This is a genomic window from Blastococcus sp. SYSU DS1021 (assembly GCF_054050995.1).
In genome coordinates, this window is the sequence record NZ_JBJHAL010000036.1 from 18292 (window position 1) to 35644 (window position 17353).

Annotated in this window: 21 protein-coding genes and 1 pseudogene; 12 read left to right on the forward strand and 10 right to left on the reverse strand. The window is 74.7% G+C overall.

The features are described from left to right. Positions 1-44: 44 nt before the first annotated feature. The gene (locus ACI8AP_RS19905) at positions 45-965 is read left to right on the forward strand and encodes a DMT family transporter (protein WP_456591103.1); all 921 of its coding nucleotides are present in this window, start codon (positions 45-47) and stop codon (positions 963-965) included. Here ACI8AP_RS19905 and ACI8AP_RS19910 read toward each other — a convergent pair. Both ACI8AP_RS19910 and ACI8AP_RS19915 read right to left on the reverse strand, forming a co-directional pair. Then, the gene (locus ACI8AP_RS19910; RefSeq protein ID WP_456591104.1) at positions 946-1338 is read right to left on the reverse strand and encodes a GNAT family N-acetyltransferase; all 393 of its coding nucleotides are present in this window, start codon (positions 1336-1338) and stop codon (positions 946-948) included. The genes ACI8AP_RS19905 and ACI8AP_RS19910 overlap by 20 nt on opposite strands. Positions 1339-1522: 184 nt before the next feature. Continuing rightward, entirely contained in the window at positions 1523-1930 is a 408-nt protein-coding gene (locus ACI8AP_RS19915) for a RidA family protein (protein ID WP_456591105.1), read from the reverse strand. A gap of 78 nt (positions 1931-2008) precedes the next feature. On the opposite strand from ACI8AP_RS19915, the gene ACI8AP_RS19920 reads away from it, so the two are divergent. Then, positions 2009-2647: a TetR/AcrR family transcriptional regulator gene (locus ACI8AP_RS19920; protein ID WP_456591106.1), complete on the forward strand. Its 639-nt coding sequence runs from the start codon at positions 2009-2011 to the stop codon at positions 2645-2647. An 82-nt stretch (positions 2648-2729) separates the two neighbouring features. Here ACI8AP_RS19920 and ACI8AP_RS19925 read toward each other — a convergent pair whose 3' ends face one another. After that, the gene (locus tag ACI8AP_RS19925) at positions 2730-3497 is read right to left on the reverse strand and encodes a hypothetical protein (RefSeq protein ID WP_456591107.1); all 768 of its coding nucleotides are present in this window, start codon (positions 3495-3497) and stop codon (positions 2730-2732) included. 32 nt (positions 3498-3529) lie between these two features. Continuing rightward, on the reverse strand, positions 3530-4405 hold the full coding sequence (locus ACI8AP_RS19930) for an ABC transporter ATP-binding protein (RefSeq protein ID WP_456591108.1): 876 nt from the start codon (positions 4403-4405) through the stop codon (positions 3530-3532). A 177-nt stretch (positions 4406-4582) separates the two neighbouring features. Here ACI8AP_RS19930 and ACI8AP_RS19935 point away from each other — a divergent pair, with 177 nt between their 5' ends. The 4 genes from ACI8AP_RS19935 to ACI8AP_RS19950 are packed head-to-tail and all read left to right on the forward strand — an operon-like array spanning position 4583 to position 7579. Continuing rightward, positions 4583-5725 (forward strand): sensor histidine kinase, encoded by a 1143-nt coding sequence (locus ACI8AP_RS19935; protein WP_456591109.1) that lies wholly within the window; start codon positions 4583-4585, stop codon positions 5723-5725. Further along, positions 5722-6423, forward strand: a complete 702-nt coding sequence (locus tag ACI8AP_RS19940; RefSeq protein WP_456591110.1) for a response regulator transcription factor — start codon at positions 5722-5724, stop codon at positions 6421-6423. Before ACI8AP_RS19935 ends, ACI8AP_RS19940 begins: the two co-directional genes overlap by 4 nt. A gap of 50 nt (positions 6424-6473) precedes the next feature. After that, the gene (locus tag ACI8AP_RS19945) at positions 6474-6908 is read left to right on the forward strand and encodes a MarR family winged helix-turn-helix transcriptional regulator (RefSeq protein WP_456591111.1); all 435 of its coding nucleotides are present in this window, start codon (positions 6474-6476) and stop codon (positions 6906-6908) included. After that, on the forward strand, positions 6905-7579 hold the full coding sequence (locus ACI8AP_RS19950; protein WP_456591112.1) for a hypothetical protein: 675 nt from the start codon (positions 6905-6907) through the stop codon (positions 7577-7579). Before ACI8AP_RS19945 ends, ACI8AP_RS19950 begins: the two co-directional genes overlap by 4 nt. Positions 7580-7598: 19 nt before the next feature. On the opposite strand, the gene ACI8AP_RS19955 is transcribed toward ACI8AP_RS19950, so the two are convergent. Then, the gene (locus ACI8AP_RS19955) at positions 7599-8345 is read right to left on the reverse strand and encodes a thioesterase family protein (RefSeq protein ID WP_456591113.1); all 747 of its coding nucleotides are present in this window, start codon (positions 8343-8345) and stop codon (positions 7599-7601) included. 89 nt (positions 8346-8434) lie between these two features. On the opposite strand from ACI8AP_RS19955, the gene ACI8AP_RS19960 reads away from it, so the two are divergent. Continuing rightward, complete coding sequence (locus ACI8AP_RS19960) at positions 8435-8905, forward strand: winged helix-turn-helix transcriptional regulator (RefSeq protein WP_456591114.1); 471 nt, start codon at positions 8435-8437, stop codon at positions 8903-8905. A 10-nt stretch (positions 8906-8915) separates the two neighbouring features. Next, entirely contained in the window at positions 8916-9371 is a 456-nt protein-coding gene (locus ACI8AP_RS19965; protein WP_456591115.1) for a hypothetical protein, read from the forward strand. Positions 9372-9416: 45 nt separating this feature from the next. Here ACI8AP_RS19965 and ACI8AP_RS19970 read toward each other — a convergent pair. After that, a pseudogene (locus ACI8AP_RS19970) lies at positions 9417-9980 on the reverse strand (peroxiredoxin family protein); the annotation flags it as partial. Between the two features lie 343 nt (positions 9981-10323). On the opposite strand from ACI8AP_RS19970, the gene ACI8AP_RS19975 reads away from it, so the two are divergent. Continuing rightward, positions 10324-10992 (forward strand): maleylpyruvate isomerase family mycothiol-dependent enzyme, encoded by a 669-nt coding sequence (locus ACI8AP_RS19975; RefSeq protein WP_456591116.1) that lies wholly within the window; start codon positions 10324-10326, stop codon positions 10990-10992. A gap of 84 nt (positions 10993-11076) precedes the next feature. Here ACI8AP_RS19975 and ACI8AP_RS19980 read toward each other — a convergent pair whose 3' ends face one another. Both ACI8AP_RS19980 and ACI8AP_RS19985 read right to left on the reverse strand, forming a co-directional pair. Continuing rightward, positions 11077-11631, reverse strand: coding sequence for a hypothetical protein (locus tag ACI8AP_RS19980; protein WP_456591117.1), 555 nt, complete (start codon positions 11629-11631; stop codon positions 11077-11079). Continuing rightward, entirely contained in the window at positions 11631-12764 is a 1134-nt protein-coding gene (locus ACI8AP_RS19985; RefSeq protein ID WP_456591118.1) for a serine hydrolase domain-containing protein, read from the reverse strand. The genes ACI8AP_RS19980 and ACI8AP_RS19985 overlap by 1 nt, the downstream gene beginning before the upstream one ends. 186 nt (positions 12765-12950) lie before the next feature. Between ACI8AP_RS19985 and ACI8AP_RS19990 the strand changes: the two genes are divergently transcribed. Next, positions 12951-13592, forward strand: a complete 642-nt coding sequence (locus tag ACI8AP_RS19990) for an NAD(P)-dependent oxidoreductase (protein WP_456591119.1) — start codon at positions 12951-12953, stop codon at positions 13590-13592. Positions 13593-13831: 239 nt separating this feature from the next. Beyond that, entirely contained in the window at positions 13832-14308 is a 477-nt protein-coding gene (locus ACI8AP_RS19995) for a hypothetical protein (RefSeq protein ID WP_456591120.1), read from the forward strand. A 44-nt stretch (positions 14309-14352) separates the two neighbouring features. Here the strand turns inward: ACI8AP_RS19995 and ACI8AP_RS20000 are convergent, their stop codons facing one another. Together ACI8AP_RS20000 and ACI8AP_RS20005 are read right to left on the reverse strand one after the other, a co-directional pair. Then, positions 14353-14973 (reverse strand): dihydrofolate reductase family protein, encoded by a 621-nt coding sequence (locus ACI8AP_RS20000; protein ID WP_456591121.1) that lies wholly within the window; start codon positions 14971-14973, stop codon positions 14353-14355. 69 nt (positions 14974-15042) lie between these two features. After that, entirely contained in the window at positions 15043-15951 is a 909-nt protein-coding gene (locus ACI8AP_RS20005) for a GGDEF domain-containing protein (RefSeq protein WP_456591122.1), read from the reverse strand. Positions 15952-16114: 163 nt separating this feature from the next. Between ACI8AP_RS20005 and ACI8AP_RS20010 the strand changes: the two genes are divergently transcribed. Then, on the forward strand, positions 16115-17323 hold the full coding sequence (locus ACI8AP_RS20010) for a globin domain-containing protein (protein WP_456591123.1): 1209 nt from the start codon (positions 16115-16117) through the stop codon (positions 17321-17323). Positions 17324-17353 lie beyond the last annotated feature (30 nt).

Consider the following 17353-nt stretch of genomic DNA (forward strand, 5'->3'; position numbering starts at 1 on the left):
ATTGGCCCTACTGGATGGGCCAACGCGGTCCGAGCATGGCAGCCATGGCCGCGATCGTCGATGCACCCCCCGTCCGGCAGCCCGCCGCGCCCGCCGTCCTCGCCGGAACGGTGGCGATGGGCTTCGTCGGCAGCAGCGTCGCCATCTCCGCCGTCCTCACCGAGGCGCCGCTGTTCACCGCGCAGTCGCTGCGCTACGCCCTCGCCTGCCTGCTGCTGGTCGGCTTCGCCCGCTCGGCCGGGCGGCGGATCGTCCAGCCGCAGGGTGCCGAGTGGGCCTGGCTGCTCGGGATCGTCGTCACCGGGATGGTGCTGTTCAACGTGGCGCTTGTGCGGGGCTCGGCGCACGCCGAGCCGGCCGTCCTCGGCGTGGCCGTCGCCTCCGTGCCGGTGCTGCTCGCCGTCGTCGGCCCGCTGCTGGAGGGCCGCCGGCCGCGCGGCCGGGTGCTCGGTGCCGCCGCCATCGTCACGGTGGGCGCCGGACTGGTGCAGGGACTCGGCCGCAGCGACGCCGAGGGGCTGGCCTGGGCGGTCGTCGTCCTGGTCTGCGAGGCCGGGTTCACGCTGCTCGCCGTGCCGTTGCTCGCCCGGCACGGGGCGTGGGGCGTCTCGGTGCACACCACCTGGCTCGCGGCCGCCGTCTTCGGCCTTCTCGGCCTGGTCACCGAGGGGCCGGCCGCAGCGCTCCGCCTGACCGGCACGCAGCTGGCCGCCGTCGGCTACCTGGCCGTGGGGATGACCGCCGTCGCCTTCGTGCTCTGGTACTCCGCCGTCGGCCGGCTCGGCAGCGCGCGGGCCGGGCTGCTCACCGGCGTCGCCCCGGTCGCCGCCGCCGGGGTCGGCGTCGCCATGGGCGACCCGGCGCCGGGGCCGGTCGTGTGGCTGGGCATCACCGTGGTCACCGCCGGACTGGCCCTGGGGCTGACCGGGCACGCCCGACCACCCGTCAGCGGCGGCGCTCCATGATGTGGCCGGTCGCGGTGAACGCCTCGTTGCCGACCAGCGCGCCGGTCTTCGTCTCCACCAGCGTGAAGCCCTCCCGCTCGTAGAGCCGCCGCGCCGGGTTGCCGTCCAGCACCGTCACCTCGACGCGCTCGATCCCGAGACCGTCGGCATGCGCCAGGAGGTGCCGGACCAGCGCCCGGCCGATCCCGCGGTTCTGGACGTCGGGATGCACGTACAGCCACGTGAGCTCGTCGTCGGCGAAGGCGACGAACCCGACGACGGCGTCGTCCACGACGGCCACCCAGACCTGGTCGTCGAACAGCCCCTCGTCCTCCGCGGTGGCCGCCAGGTCCTTGACGCCTCCACGCCCACGGTCGCGGCCAGCTCCTGCCACCGCGCCGCGTCGTGCGCCGCCGCGATCGCCGCCCAGTCCTCGCGGCGGTAGTTCCGGATCGTCACCTCGGTGGCCATGGCAGGAACCCTGGTGATCATCCGGCGCGCCTGTCCAGCGAATTGGCGTCCGCCGGGGCGGCGTTCCCCGCGGGAACGCCGGGCGCCCGGCGTGAAGCGGCCCGACCTCAGTCCAGGACCGCGGTGGCCTCCATCTCGACCAGGAAGTCGGGATCGAAGAGGACCGAGACCCCGATCATCGAGGCCGGCGCGGCCGAGGCGACGCCCAGCGTCGCCGCCGCCCGGGACAGGCCTTCCATGAAGGCGGGCATCTTCTCCAGGCTCCAGTCGACGACGTAGACGGTCAGCCTGGCGACGTCGGCGAAGGTCCCCCCGGCCGCGGCCAGGGCGGTGCCGACGTTGAGGAACGCCTGCTCGACCTGGGCCGCGAAGTCGCCCACGCCGACCTTCTCGCCCGTGGCGTCGACGGCGACCTGGCCGGCGACGAACACCAGCCGCGAGCCGGTCGCGACCGCGACCTGGTGGTAGACGTCGGGCGTCGGCAGCCCGCTCGGGTTCAGCAGGGTGATGGCCATGCTCACTCCTCGCTCGTGGCGCCCGGAGCATCCGGGCCGGTCGAAACATAGCAGCGTTATGCCATGTACGGTCCCCCTGTGGCTCGCCCGAAGGACCCGGCGGTCCGCATCCAGCTGATCGAACGGGCCGCCGTCATGCTGCGGTCCCGCGAACCGATCACCCTGCGCTCCCTGGTGGCCGGGACCGGCGTGTCGACGATGGCCGTCTACACCCACTTCGGCGGCATGGAGGGCCTGTGGCAGGCGCTCCGCCAGGAGGGCTTCACCCGGCTGGACGCCCGCCTGGCGACGGTGCCGACGTCGGCCGACCCGGTGCGCGACCTGACCGCCCTGGCGGCGGCCTACCTGGACCACGCCCTCACCCACCCCGACCTGTACCGCGTGATGTTCGACGCGAGCGTCGACCTGGAGGACCTCCCGGCGGCCGACGCCACCCTCGAGCACCTGGTCCGGGCCGCCCACCGGGGCCGGGACGCCGGCCGCTTCCGCGCCGATGTCGACCCCCTCGAGCTGGCCGTCCAGAGCTGGACCATCGGCCATGGGCTGGTCTCGCTGGTCGCCACCGGCCCGCTGCCGCGCGAGGCCCTCGACCACGGGCGCTTCCTGCTCGGCGCGCTGTTCACCGCCAGCGGGGACGAGCCCGCGCGCTGTCGCGCCTCGATCCAGCAGGGCTGGCACCGGCCGGCCCCGGACGACGAGCAGCCGCGCCCCGCCTGACGCGGGCAGCACCGAACGCGCCGGCCCCGCCCCGACAACCGGTCGGGGCGGGGCCGGCGCACCAGGGCCCCGGCAGCATCCGTCAGCCGACGGGACGCCGCCGAGTGAGCAGGTGGCCGACCACCGAGGTGACGACCACCCAGCCGACCAGCACCAGGACGGGCCGCACCTCCGGCGACCCCGTGGCCAGCGACATGGTGGCGCTGGTGGGGTCCAGCCACTCGGCCACGTCGGCGCTCCACAGCCGCACGATCGGCAGCGCCCCGAGCACCAGCAGGTACACCCCGGTCAGCGCGGCCGCGCTGTTGCCGACGGCAGCACCCAGGCCGGCGCCGGTCACCGCGAACACCGCGCCGGCCCCGATCACGGCGAGCACGGCCCGCCCGGCGCCGTCCCACGACGCCGTCTCGGGAACGATGCCCAGCAGCACGAGCACTGACAGGGCCGCACCCACCGCGGCCAGCACCACCCCGAGCAACGCCAGCGCACCCGTCTTGGCGGCCAGCACCCGGCCGCGGTGCGGCACGAGCAGGAATGTCGTCTCCGCGGTCCGATGGGTCCACTCTCCCGCGGTCGACAGCACCCCCAGCGCGAGCAGCAGCATGCCGGTCATCACGCCGACCGCGCCGAGCGGCCCGTCGACGAACGGGAACTCCTCCCCCGCCGCGATGCCCATGAGGGCCATCGCGGCCGGGCCGACCAAGGCCGCGGCGACGGCGAGCGCCTTGCCGGACCGGGTGGACAGGGACTTGCGGATCTCCAGCGCCGTCAGCGCCGGCAGTGACGGAGCGGTCCGGCGCACCGAACTGCGGACATGGGAGTGCGGGTCGAGGGTCAGGACGTCGGTCATCTCGGGTTCCTCCGAAGGGTGCGGTCGGGCGATCAGGAAGCGTGGGTGAGCTGGAAGAACAGGGCCTCGAGGTCGCGCTGGACCGGTCGCAGGTCGGTCAGCACGTGGCCACCGGAAGCGGCGACCGCCCCGACGTCCGCGACATCGGCGCCGGTCACCACCAGTGCCCCGCCGTCCCCGGGTTCCACGTGGAACCCGGCCGCCGTCAAGGCGGTCGCGAAGGCCGCGGCGTCCCGGGCCCGGACGACGACGCCCTCCCCGGCGAGCAGGGTGGCGACCGGACCGTCGGCGACGATCCGCCCGCGGTCGATCACCAGCAGCCGGTCGACGGTGTGCTCGACCTCGCCCAGCAGGTGCGAGGAGAGCAGCACGGTGCCGCCCCGGGCAGCGTGCCCGCGCAGCAGGTCGCGCATCCACCGGATGCCCTCCGGGTCCAGCCCGTTGGCCGGCTCGTCGAACACGAGCACCGGCGGATCGGCCAGCAGCGCGCCGGCGATGCCGAGCCGCTGCCGCATGCCGAGGGAGTAGCCGCCGATCCGCCGCCCGGCCGCGTGGCCCAGCCCGACCAGGCCCAGCACCTCGTCCACCCGCGAGCCCGGCACCCCGATCACCGCGGCCAGCAGCCGCAGGTGGGTCGCCCCGGTGCGTCCCGGGTGCACGGCCGAGGCGTCGAGCAGGGTGCCCATGACGGCGCCCGGGTTGGCCAGGTCGGCGTAGGGGTGACCGTCCACGGTCGCCGTTCCGGCGGTCGCCGGCACGAGGCCGGTCAGCATCCGCATCGTGGTGGTCTTGCCGGCGCCGTTCGGGCCGAGGAAGCCGGTCACCGAGCCGGGCTCCAGGGTGAAGGAGACGTCGTCGACGACGGTCTGGTCGCCGTACCTCTTGGTCAAGCCGCTGACCGCGATCATGGGAACCTCCGGGTTGTGGGGACGGCACAAACCTGCCGAGAAGGCCCTGGTCAGCGCGTCGGCCGCAGGCCTCGACCTCGGACGACGGACGATGCGACCTCGTCATCCGAAAGTTGACGCCGGCGATCCACTCCCGGGCGACCCACCGGCCGGTCCAGCCGAAATACGCTCTGCCGCATGAGGCTGCGGGAGCGACTGTGGCCCGGCCTGAACCGCAGCGGCGTCGCCCTCGAGTTCACGCTGGCCCTGCTGTCCCTGGTCTCGGTCGCCCTCGCGACGGGCGACGACACCGGTGTGCTACCGCCCCCGGTGCTGTTCCCGGCCGGCGTCGCGCTCGCCGTGCTCCTGCTCCTGCGCCGCCGGCGGGCCCCGCTGCTGGTCTTCCTGACCAGTGCGCTGGTGACGGCGCTGGCGCCCGCGGTCGCCACCGCGCTGTCGGTCTCCGCCTACGCGGTCGGCCGCTACGAAGGCCGCCTGCAGCGCCGGCTCGTGGCCGCCCTCGTCGGGACGATCGCCGTGGTGCGGCCCTGGACGGGGGAGCCGCTCGTGGAGCTCGCCGTGATGCTCGCCGTCGCCGCGCTCGTCCTGCTGCTCCCCGGCGTGATCGGCGCCTGGGTGCGCGCCCGCGAGGAACTGCTGCTCGTCCTCCGCGACCGGGCCGAGAAGGCGGAGACCGAGCGGGAGCTGCTGGCGCGCGACGCCGTCCTCACCGAGCGGACACGCATCGCCCGCGAGATGCACGACGCCGTCGGCCACCGGGTGAGCCTCATGGTGCTGCAGGCGGGCGCCATCGAGATGGCCGCCCGCGATCCCGAGCGCGTGGAGCAGCTGGCCGACCAGGTGCAGACCGCCGGCCGGCGGGCCCTGGAGGAGCTGCGCCAGATGGTCGGGGTGCTCCGGGCCGAGGAGGTCGACGAGGCCGCGCCGCTCGGCCCGCAACCGGGTCTGGAGGACCTGCCCCGCCTGATCGCCCAGGCCACCGAGGCGGGCATGGCCGTGGAGCTCGCCGGCCCGCCCGAGGTCACGGAAGCCATCGACCCCGCCGTCGGCCGGGCCGCTTACCGGATCGTGCAGGAGGCGCTCACCAACGCCGGCAAGCACGCGCCCGGGTCGCACGTGCGAGTGGCCGTCGAGCGGCCGGACGGACAGCTCGTCGTGCGCGTGGTCAACGGATCGCCGGCGCGACCCGCCGGGGACGTTCCCGGTGGCGGATACGGCCTGGTGGGGTTGGCTGAGCGGGTGCGCACCCTCGGCGGCGGGTTGACGGCCGGACCCCGGCTGGACGGCGGCTTCGCGATCGAGGCGGTGCTGCCGGCATGAGTGAACAGGGGCGGGAGCTGGCCGGGAACGAGATCAGCCGTCCGGTCCGAGTGCTGCTGGTGGACGACGAGGAGCTGGTGCGCTTCGGGCTGCGGACGGTGCTGGAGTCGGCCGGCGGGTTCGAGGTGGTCGGCGAGGCAGCGGACGGCGCGGCGGGCGTCCGGGCGGCCCGCGAGCTGCGGCCCGACGTCGTCCTGACCGACATCCGCATGCCCGTGCTGGACGGGCTGGAGGCGACCAAGCGGATCCTGGCACTGTCGGATCCGCCACAGGTCGCCGTCCTCACGACCTTCCACCTCGACGAGTACGTGTACGCGGCGCTCGCGGCCGGCGCCGCCGGCTTCCTGCTCAAGGACACTCCGCCGCGGCAGATCGCCGCCGCGGTGCGTGCCGTCGCCGACGGCACCGCGACCCTCTCCCCCAAGGTGACCGCCGCACTCATCGACTCCTACGTCGACCGCCGCGCCGCGCCGCGCCGGGCCGAGGCGCTCAACCGGGTCGGGACGCTCTCCGACCGCGAGCGGGAGGTGCTCGCGCTACTGGGCACCGGCGAGCCCAACGCCGAGCTGGCCCGTCGGCTGTTCGTCAGCGAGGCGACGGTGAAGACCTACGTCTCGCGGCTGCTCACCAAGCTGGACCTGACCAACCGCACCCAGGCCGCGATCCTCGCCCACGAGGCCGGCCTGCTGGAGGACTGAGACTGTGCAGTAAGGTAATCGTGTAGTAGCTTCACAAGATGTCCCCGGACGTGCGAGTCTTCGATCGCCTGCTCGAGATCGCGCTGCTCGTGCAGGACGACATGGCGCGCGAGCTGGAACCGGCCGGGCTCACCCCGGCCCGCACCCACCTCCTCTGGGAGGTGCACAGCCGCGGCCCGTCCAGCCAGCGCGCGCTGGCGACGGCGCTCGGCGTCACCCCGCGGAACATCACCGGCCTGGTCGACGCACTGGAGGAGCGCGGGTACGTCCGCCGCGAGCCCCACCCCACCGACCGGCGGATCACGCTGGTGACCCTCACCGAGCTGGGCGCCCGGGCAACCGGGCAGATGGACGCCGACCACCGCCGGATCGCTGCGCACCTGGTGGCCGGCTTCGACGCCGACCGGCTGGAGCGGTTCCGCACCGACCTGGACACCATCGCCGCCCGGCTGCACGAGCTGATGAACCCGGGAGCCCGGTCGTGACCGCCCCCGAACGGCGCACGGGCCGGCAGCGCCTCCGGTACCTGGGGACGCGCGCGGTCCAGCTGGAGGTCGGGGTCTGGCAGAGCCTCTCCCGGTTCGCGCTGCGCCGCCCCCGGGTGCCGGCCGGGGCGACCGCCTTTCCCTACCACCGGGTGGTGCTGCCGGTGATCATCACGTTCATCGTGGTGTCCGCGATCGAGCTGGTCGCCGTCGACGTCCTCACCCAGCGCTGGCCGCTGGTCCGCTACCCCCTGCTCGCGCTCGGCATCTGGGGCCTGGTGTGGATGTTCGGCTACCTCGCGGGGCTGGTCACCCGGCCGCACGCCGTGGGCCCGGAGGGCATCACCGTCCGGTTCTCGACCGACGTCGACCTCCAGGTGCCGTGGGACGTGATCGGCTCCGTGGCCCGGCGGTCGCGGACGCGGCCGGAGAAGGCGCCGCGGTTCGCCCGGGGTGACGACGGCGCGGCCACCCTCCAGCTGTGGATGCACGACCAGACGAACGTCGACATCGTGCTCGACCGGCCCGTCGTCGTCCGCCTGCCGGAGCTCACCGGCGAGGTGCGCACCGTCCGGCTGTTCGCCGACGACCCGGTGGCGTTTCTGGCCGAGGTGCGCCGGCAGCGCCCCTCCGTCGCCGGGCCCCCGGGGCGGGCTCCGCGGACCGCCTGAGCGGTTCCGGCCGGGCGGCTCAGGGACCGAGGAGCCGCCGGGTCTGCCGACCGCGGGCGACGAGCGAACCGTCCTCGGCCCGCAGCTCCACGTCGTCGACGGCTGCGTCGTCGTCGCACCAGACCGTGCGCTGGTCGACCCGCACCCACGCCCCGGGCGCCGGCGCCGGACCCGCCAGGTGCGCGGTCAGCTCGACCGTGGGCATCGCCGCCGGCACGGTGCGGACGGCGAACAGCGACGGCGGCAGCGCGTCGAGGAGCACGCCCAGCTGCACCAGCGGCTCCAGCTCCCCGCCCCGGATGCGCACCCAGGCGTGCAGCCGGGGCTCGGTGCCGCCGGCCAGCGGTCGCGACGCGTCCAGCGCCCGGATCTCGGTGTGCTCGGCGACCGGCACGTACTCGCGCGGCAGCTCGAACGGAACGCCGTCGACGACCAGCGGCAGCTCCACCGGCGGCCAGTGCTCGACGCCCGGGGACGCCGGTCGCGCGAGGGTGAGCACCTGCGCCACCGCCCGCAGGGCGCCGTCCTGCGCCAGCTCGCTGCGCACGCTCCCGGTGCGGCCGAGCCGGTCGGCCGTCGCCGCGACCACCGCCTCGACGTCGGCGGCGACCCCGCCGAGCAGGTGCGCGGTCACCGCGCGGGGCGGCGCCCCGGCGAGCTCGGCGGCGGCGGCGAGCAGGTGGCCGACGACCAGGCCGCCCTGCGTGTGGGTGAACGACCGCCAGCTGGGGTCGAAGACGAGCCGGCGGCCGGTGGCGAGGGTCATGGGGTCCTCTCGGCGGAACTGTGGTTCGACCTCCGAACCGACTGGGCCGGGACGCTACACCAGTTGGTTCGGTATGCGAACCTGGTGCCATGACGACGCGACTGGACGAGCTCCCGGGCCGGCGTTGCTCCATCGCGGGCGCACTCGACGTCGTCGGTGACCGATGGGCACTGCTCGTCGTGCGCGAGGTGTCGCTGGGTGCGCACCGGTTCAGCGAGATCCTGCGCGGCACCGGCGCGCCGAGGGAACGGCTGGCCGCCCGGCTGACCGCCCTGGTGGACGCCGGGGTGCTGGAGCGGCGGGAGTACAGCCGGAACCCGCCGCGCTCGGACTACCACCTGACCCGAGCGGGCCGCGACCTGCTGCCGGTGCTGCAGGCGCTCATGCAGTGGGGCGACCGCCACGTCGCCGACGCGCCCCCGGCCGAGCTGCGCCACCACGGGCACCGCATCACCGCCTCGTGGGTGTGCGACGTCTGCGGCGAGCCGGTGGGCGCCGGGACCGAGCGCCACGTCCCCGACGGCTCCGAGCCCGGGCACGGGCCGCTACCGGCCCCGTAGCCTCCGCCCCGTGGACGAGACGACGACGCACCGGCGGCCGCACCGGCTCCGCGAGGTGGCCGCCACCCGCCGCGGCTACGTCCTCGCCTGGTGGGGGTTCACCGCGACGTTCGTGCTGCTGCGCCTGCTCACCTGGCTCATCCACATCGACGTCGACATCGCCGGCCTCGGTGACGTCGAGGTTGGCGGGGTCCACCTGCACCACTACGTCTGGGGCATCCTGCTGCTGGCGCTGATCGGGTTCCTGGGCCTGGGCGACCGGAGCCCGAAGGTGCGCAGCGCGATGGGGCTGGGCTACGGCATCGGGCTGGCCCTGGTCGTCGACGAGGCGGCGCTGCTGATCCAGCTCGAGGACGTCTACTGGGACACCTTCGGCTGGGTCAGCGTCGGGATCGCCGTCGCCCTCATCGGCCTCGCGGGCAGCGTGCTGGCGCTCACCCGGTCCCCGCGCCAGCCCGGCACCTGAGCACCCGGTCGGCCGACCGCCCCCGGGGCCGGCCCGCCGGCGAGGTCAGCGGCCGTCCGGCGGGTGCTCCGCGCGCCACTCGTCGAAGGCGGCCAGGAACGACTCGGCCATCCGCTGCTCGGTCACGAGCTGCTCGCGGTCCCGCTCGTCGACCATCCGCTCGCTCAGCGCCATCGTGTTGAACCGGATCGCGCGGAAGTACGGGATGAACGACGAGGGCTTGAACGCCCGCTTCGACGGCTGCGGCTCCACGCCCTCCGGCGCCCACTCCACCACGGGCACCGGGTCGAGCCCGAGCTCCTCGACCGCGGCGAGCACGGGCTCGTCGTCGGTCCGGTCGGTGAAGTCCCGGGACAGCTCGTGGAACACCCCCCGCCCGTCCGGCGCCACCGCGACGACGACCGGCCGGAAGATCGAGGCGTCCTCGTCCCACGCGCCGAGCGGCTTGGCCAGGCGCTCGCCGCCCGGGTCGCTGACCCAGCGGAACGGCAGGTGCCAGGTGCGGTTCATCGCCAGCTGCACCTCCGGCGGATCGACGGAGGCGAGCACCACCTCGGCGCCGGCGTCGGCGAGGCGGGACAGGGACCGGGCCAGGCGGACCGCCTGGGCGCAGCAGTAGGGCTACCAGTCGCCCCGCAGGCCGACGAGCACGAGGGCGGCGCGCTCGTCGGCGCGCAGGGCCAGGAGGTCGGTGGCGTCCATGCACCGAGGCTACGGAGGCCCGGCGCCGCCCGCAGGGTCGCGCCGCGGCCGGGGGCCGGCTCCAGCGGCCCGCCGGTGCGCCACCCCGTGCTGCGGCGCTGGAGCCGGCGGCGGCGGATCGACGCGCTGTGTGCGGTCTCCCGGCGCGGGACCGACGCCCTCCTCGACGTCCCCACCGGCTGACCGCTCAGTTCCCGGTGCTCCCCCGGTCTGCCCTGCGCCTGCGCAGACGCCGACCACGAGGAGAACCATGCCGAAGCGCCCCCGGGTGGCGATGCTCGCCGCCGTCGCCGCCGAGCGGCTCGACCTGTGCGACGACCTCGAGACCCTCGACGAGCGCGATTGGGCCACCCCCTCGCTCTGCCGGGGCTGGACGGTGCACCACGTCCTCGCCCACCTGACGCTCGCCCACCGCCAGACGCTGCGCGCCACGCTGGCCCACGCGGTGCTCGCCCGCGGCGACTTCGACCGCACGGAGCTGATGTGGGCGCACGAGATCTCGGCCGAGCACCCCCCGGCCGAGCTGATCGCCCTGCTCAGGGCCACCGCCGCCGTCGACCACCGGGTGCCGTTGAGCTCGCCCCTCGACCCGCTCACCGACGTCCTCGTGCACGGCCAGGACATCGCCCGCCCGCTCGGGCTGCGCCGGGCGATGCGCCCCGACCGGGTCGTCCCCGCCCTCGACCACGTGTGGCGCAGCGGGTTCTACGGCCGCCCCGAGCGAAGGTTCGCCGGGCTGCGGTTCGTGGCGACCGACGTCGACTGGGCCGCCGGCGCGGGCTGCCGGGAGGTGCACGGCCCCGTGGGCGATCTGCTGCTCCTGGCGACCGGCCGGCCGGCCGCGCTGGACGCGCTCAGCGGCCCGGGTCTGGCCGAGGCCGCCGAGCGGGTGCTCGATGGCGAGCGCACCGCCGCCTGACCGGTTCGGCCGGATGTGCGCGCACCGATCCCTCCGGGCGGCGGAGACGACGGTTCGTGCACACATCGGGCCGCGGGGGCGCGCTCAGGGCAGCCGGCCGGTCGCCGCCAGCTCGACCGCGGTCAGCACCTCCCACCGGACCGCGGTGCTGCCCGGCCGGATCAGCCGCCAGTAGCGGGCGAAGCGGCGCCGGGTCACGGCGTCGGTCGACGACACCCGGGTCTCCGAGCTGAGCTCCGTGCCGCTGCCCCGGGGCGTCAGCCGGAAGTCGATCGCCGCCTTGACCCAGCCGCGCTGCGTGAAGCGGCGGAACTCCTCCGCGTCGAGCACCGGCCCGTCGTCGCCGCCGTCCAGCCGCCAGGGCTGCAGCGCACCACCGAACACCACCGACCGCGGCTCGTCCGATGCCAGCAGGGGCACGGGCAGCGCGTCGAGGAAGGGCCGGTCGTGCAGCTGCCCGACGCCGCGCCCGGCCAGCACCACCGGCAGGAACCGCGCGGCGCTCAGCACCAGCGTCACCGGCAGCCCGGAGACCCGGACGGCGTGCAGCGCGTCCCAGACGGCGGCCGGCTCCGCGGCGATCCAGCGCGCCTGCCGGGTGACGTGCTCCGGCCGCGGCAGGACGTCGTCGAGCTCCATCAGCCCAGTGCGTCGTAGACGGCCCGCACGTAGGCCTCGCTGCGGGGCGAGCCGATCAGGCCGCTGCCCATCTTGTTCATCATGTAGGTGATCGTCAGCCGCCGGTCGAGGTCCATCACCGCCAGCGAGCCGCCCCAGCCGCCCCAAAAGCAGGTCCGGCCCGCCGGCACGTACGGCACGGTCGGCGAGCCCAGGCAGAAGCCCGTCCCCCACCGGAACGGCGCGCCGAGCACCAGGTCCACGCCGTCGGCCTGCACCTCGAACACCTTGTCCACCGTCTCGGGGGACAGCAGCCGCACTCCGCCGGCCTCGCCGCCCAGCGAGAGGATCCGCAGCACCCGCAGAACGCCGCGGGCGTTGGAGTGCCCGTTGAGCGCGCCGAGGTCCGCGGCCCGCCACTGCGGGGAGTTGGCCGCCTTGGCCGACGCCGTCGGGCCGGTGAAGGTCTTCACCGCGACCGACTCGGGGTCGAGGGTGCGCGGATCGACGTCCGGGGGCGGCGGGGGCACCACCGGCGCGATGCGGGTCACCTCCGACTCCCGCGCGCCGATCTGGAAGTCCGCGCCCAGCGGGTCGGCGATGGTGTCGGCCACGAACTTCTTGAACGTCGTGTTCGTGATCCGCCGGATCACCTCGCCGACCAGGTGCCCCTGGTTGTTGGCGTGGTAGCCCGCCGCCGTCCCGGGCTCCCACCACGGCCGCTGCTGCGCCAGCCGCTCGGTGGCCGAGGGCCAGTCGTACATGTCGCGGATCGAGAAGGGCTGCTCCCAGCCGGAGACGCCGGAGGTGTGCGACAGCAGCTGCCGCACCCGCACGTCCTTCTTCCCCTTCGCGCAGAACTCCGGCCAGTAGTCGCCCACCGGAGCGTCGAGGTCCAGCTCGCCGCGGTCGGCGAGGATCAGCGCGGCCAGCGCGACCACGCACTTCGTCGTCGACCAGACGTTGACGATCGTGTGCTCCGACCACGGCAGGGTGCGGGCCTCGTCGCGGTAGCCGCCCCACAGGTCGACGACGGTGTCACCGTCCAGGTCGACGGCGACCGAGGCGCCGAGCTCCTCGCCGTCCAGCTGCTGCGCCAGCGCCTCGCGCACTCCCGCGAACCGCTCGTCGCACCTGCCGTGGACCTCGGCCATGAACCCTCCTCGTCGTGGGCGACGCCGTCGTCGCGACCGGAACGGATCATGGACACACTTCCTCGCCCGGCCCTCGTCCGCCACCCCGCCGGCCACGCCCGGGACGCCTGGCGCCTGTTGGTGGAATGCTCAACTACATCCTCTGGTTGCCGGGTCCGACGGATCGACCAGCACGGAGGAGACGACATGGCACGGATCGGTGTGTTCGGTGGCACGGGCTACGCGGGTGGGCACCTGGTGGCCGAGGCCGCGGGGCGGGGCCACGCAGTGACGTCCTACAGCCGCAGCCTCCCCGACCAGAGGGTGGACGGCGCGACCTACGTGCAGGGCTCGCTGCTGGACGCGGCCACCCGCCGCGCGGCGTTGGAGAGCTCCGACGTCGTCGTGGTCGCCGTCGCCCCCCGCGGGGACATGGCCGGCGCTGTTCACGGTGGCGTGGCCGCGCTCGCCGCCGAGGCCGAGCAGGCCGGCGTCCGCCTGGGCGTGATCGGCGGTGCCGGCTCGCTGCAGGTGACCGAGGGCGGACCGCGCCTGTTCGACACCCCCGGGTTCCCCGCCGAGTACCGCCCGGAGAGCCTCGAGATGGCCGCGGTCCTCGACGACCTGGTGGCGACCGACGGGCTGGACTGGTTCTACGTGTGCCCGCCCGCGGCGTTCGGGGCCTTCGCCCCCGGCGAGCCCCGGGGCACCTACCGCGTGGGCGGCGACGTGCTGCTCACCGACGACCAGGGCGAGTCGTTCATCGGCGGCGCCGACTTCGCGCGTGCCCTGGTCGACGAGATCGACCGGCCGGCCCACCGGCGGGCGCGGTTCACCGTCGCCTACTGACCCGCGGCTGCCGGCGGGCGACGTCCCAGCGGCGATGCAGAGCTCCGGCTTCGCCACCCGGCACGGGCTGCTGAAGGCGCTCAGCCGGGAGGGGGGGCGCGCCGCTGGACGCGTTGCTCGCCGCCCCGGAGGCCGGGATCGCGCGCCTCCCCGGCGCCGCGGCCTGAGTCCACAGGTGCCGGCGACGGGCCCCCGCGGCCGCCGCGCTCCGGCATGATCACCCGCCAGGAGGTGCGGACGTGTTCAGGTGGTTGGCGCGACGGCGGGACGAGGAGCCGGAGATCCCCGGCATGGTGTCGGACGGGCGGCGGCGGCGCACCCGCGAGCGGTCACGAGCGGTCGCCGGCCCCGAGCCTGCAGCGGTGCGGGAGCCCTTGCTCATCGCCGCCCACGAGGACCACTGGCTCCTCGACATCGTCGACGGCGAGTTCGTCGACGACGCGGGCACCGACTGGGGGCAGCTGGACGGCCGCGCCTGCTCCGACCAGCTGCTGCGGTGGTTCGACGCCGGGCTGCTCGAGCTGCGCGACGACAGCGCAACGCCGGCAGGGGACCCGGAGCGACGGCGCATCAGCGATCTGCCGCTGCTGCCGCCCGACGCCGCGCGGGAGCTGCTGAGCCGGCCTGACGTGTGGCTCGAGGAGGGCCCCGGCGCGTACACCACCCTGGCCCCCACCGAGCTCGGCCGCAGCACACCCGCCGGCTCCTGGCCCTGAGCCGGCCCGGCGGGGGGTTCCACGTGGAACCCCCCGCCGTCCGCTCACTCCGGCAGCGTCAGGTCCCCGGTCGCCAGTCCGCCCACCCGCCGGTAGGCGGCCATCACGGCGCCGGTCGTCGTCACCGTCGACGACACCAGCCGCCAGGTGCGCGGCGCGGCACCACCCGGGAACAGCCGCTTGCCCTCACCGACCACGACCGGGAACGTGATCAGCCGGAGCTCGTCCACGAGGTCCTCCTGCAACAGCGTGTGCACCAGCCCCGCCGAGCCGTGCACCTGCAGCTCACCGCCGTCCCGGTTCGTGAGATCCCGCACGGCCGACGGCACATCGCCGTCGAGCAACCGCGCGGTGTCCCAGTCCAGCGAGGTCGAGGTCCGCGACGCCACGTGCTTGGTCTTCGTGTTGAGCGCCGTGCCGACCGGGTCGCCTTCCGTGGGCACCTTCGGCCAGTGCGCGGCGAAGATCTCGTAGGTGCCACGGCCCAGGAGGAAGTCCTCGGCCGGGGCGAACCACGCCTCCATCTGGGCGCCCATGTCCTCGTCGAAGAACGGCACGAGCCAGCCACCGTGGCGGAAGCCCCCCGACGGGTCCTCGCCCAGCCCTCCGGGTGCCTGCATGACCCCGTCGAGGGTCAGGAACGTGGTGACGACGAGCGGGCGCATGGGGTGCTCCTTGCGTGAGTGGGTTCGCGGGTTGGACACCCGCCGCCCGCGGAACTCATCGCCGCCGGCTCACCACTGCCGCGGCGCCCGCCGCCGCTGGGAGCTCTTCGCGCCGTACATGGCGCGGTCGGCGCGGGCGACGACGTCGTCGGCCGGCTCCCCCGGGCGCCCGATCGCCGCCCCGACGCTCACCCCGATCCGCAGCGGCCCGTCCGGGCCGGGAAAGGGCGCACCCAGCCGGATGACCACGCGACGTGCCAGGTCGGCCAGCGTCGCCTCGTTGCCGGCCGGGCACACGATCACGAACTCGTCGCCACCGAAGCGCGCCACCAGGTGCTCGGCGCCGGCCACCTCGACCAGCCGCGTCGCCGCCTCGACGAGCAAGCGGTCGCCCACGCCGTGCCCGTACTCGTCGTTGACCGTCTTGAAGTCGTCGAGGTCGCAGAAGAGCAGCCCGCACCCGCCCGTCTGCAGCCGCAGGCCCAGCACGTCGAACAGCGCCCCGCGGTTGGCCACGCCGGTGAGCAGGTCGGTGCGGGTCTGCTCGTGCAGCCGCGCCTCCCGGGCCCGCTCCTCGGTGACGTCGAGCCCGACGCAGGCGATCGCGTAGGGCTGCCCCTCGTCGTCCAGGAGGACGGTGTTGCGCATGGTCACCCGCCGCAGTCCGCCCCGGGCGTCGATCCAGTCGGCCTCCTGCGGGTAGGCCTTCCCGCTGGCCATCGCCCGCCGCACGGCCTCCTCGGCGTGCGGCACGTCGTCGGGGATGACCCACACGTCCCAGAACCGGCGCCCCACCAGGTCCTCACCCGTGCGGCCGGTGAAGCGCTGCAGCGCGGGGTTGGAGAGCAGGATGCGGCCCTCGCCGTCGACGATGCACAGCAGCGCGTCGACCGCCTGCACGAACGCGTGCGCCAACCGGGTCTCCGACGCAGCCGGGCTCGCACCGACCAGCGGAGCCGAGCCCTCCTGCGCCGACATCCGTACGCGCTCCTGCCACTCATCGGACGAGCTGGTTCCGCGCCCGGGGCGGTGACCATACGGCGCGAGGGACCCCTCCGGTCCCGTTCCTGACCTGCCCCGACACCCCGTGTTGCCTAACGTGGGCCGCGCAACCGCAGAATCCAGGGGGAAGGAAGTCCGCATGCTGTCCGACAGGTCCGCACCCGTCGTCCAGGCCACGCTGCCGGCCGTCGCGGAGAACATCCAGGAGATCGCGCGCCGGTTCTACGCGCACTTGTTCGGAGAGCACCCGGAGCTGTTCGACGGCACGTTCAACCGCGGCAACCAGGCCGAGGGCACCCAGCAGGTCGCGCTGGCCGGCTCCGTCGCGGTGTTCGCCAGCGCGCTGGTGAACCACCCCGACCGGCTCCCCGAGCACCTGATGAGCCGGATCGCGCACAAGCACACCTCGCTGGGGATCAAGCCCGAGCAGTACCAGGTGGTCCACGACCACCTCTTCTGGGCCATCGCCGACGTCCTGGGCGACGCCGTCACGCCCGAGGTGGCCGCCGCCTGGGACGAGGTCTACTGGCTGATGGCCAACGCGCTGATCAACCAGGAGCGCGGCCTCTACAGCGCCCGCGGGGTGCGGCCCGAGACCGTCTGGCGGCAGTGGGAGGTCGCGGAGAAGGCCCGCGAGACCGACGACGTCGTCACCTTCCGGGTCCGGCGGGTCGACGACCGGCTGGTGAAGAGTTCCCTGCCGGGCCAGTACGTGACGGTGCGGCCGATCATGCCCGACGGCGTCCGCCAGCCCCGGCAGTACAGCCTGACCCGCGCCGACGACGGCGAGCACCGCCAGTTCTCCGTCAAGCGGGTGCACGGCGGCGGCAAGCCCGACGGCGAGGTCTCCAACCTGCTGCACGACTCGATCGGCGTGGGCGACCGGCTGGAGCTGTCGGTGCCGTTCGGCGACGTCGTCCTCGACGACTCCGGGCGGCCGGTGGTCTTCGTCAGCGCCGGCATCGGCATCACCCCGATGGCCGGGATGCTCTCGCACCTCGCCCACGCCGGCTCCGGCCTCGACGTCCGGCTGTGGCACGCCGACGTGGACGAGGCCTCTTGGGCGCTGCGGCAGCAGGTGCTCGGCGACGTGGCGACGCTGCCCAACGCCTCGGCTCACGTCTGGTTCGAGCGGGGCGCCGAGTGCTCGCTGCCGGTCGACGGCGTGCACGCCGGGCAGATGGACCTGTCGCAGGTCGACCTGCCGTGGGGCGCCGTCTACTACCTGTGCGGACCGCTGCCGTTCATGCAGGCCGTGCGGAGCACGCTCCTCGACCGCGGCATCCCGGCGCAGGACATCCAGTACGAGGTGTTCGGCCCCGACCTGTGGCAGGCCGACCTGGACTGAGGGGCGCGGGCCGGGCGGCGCGCCGCCCGG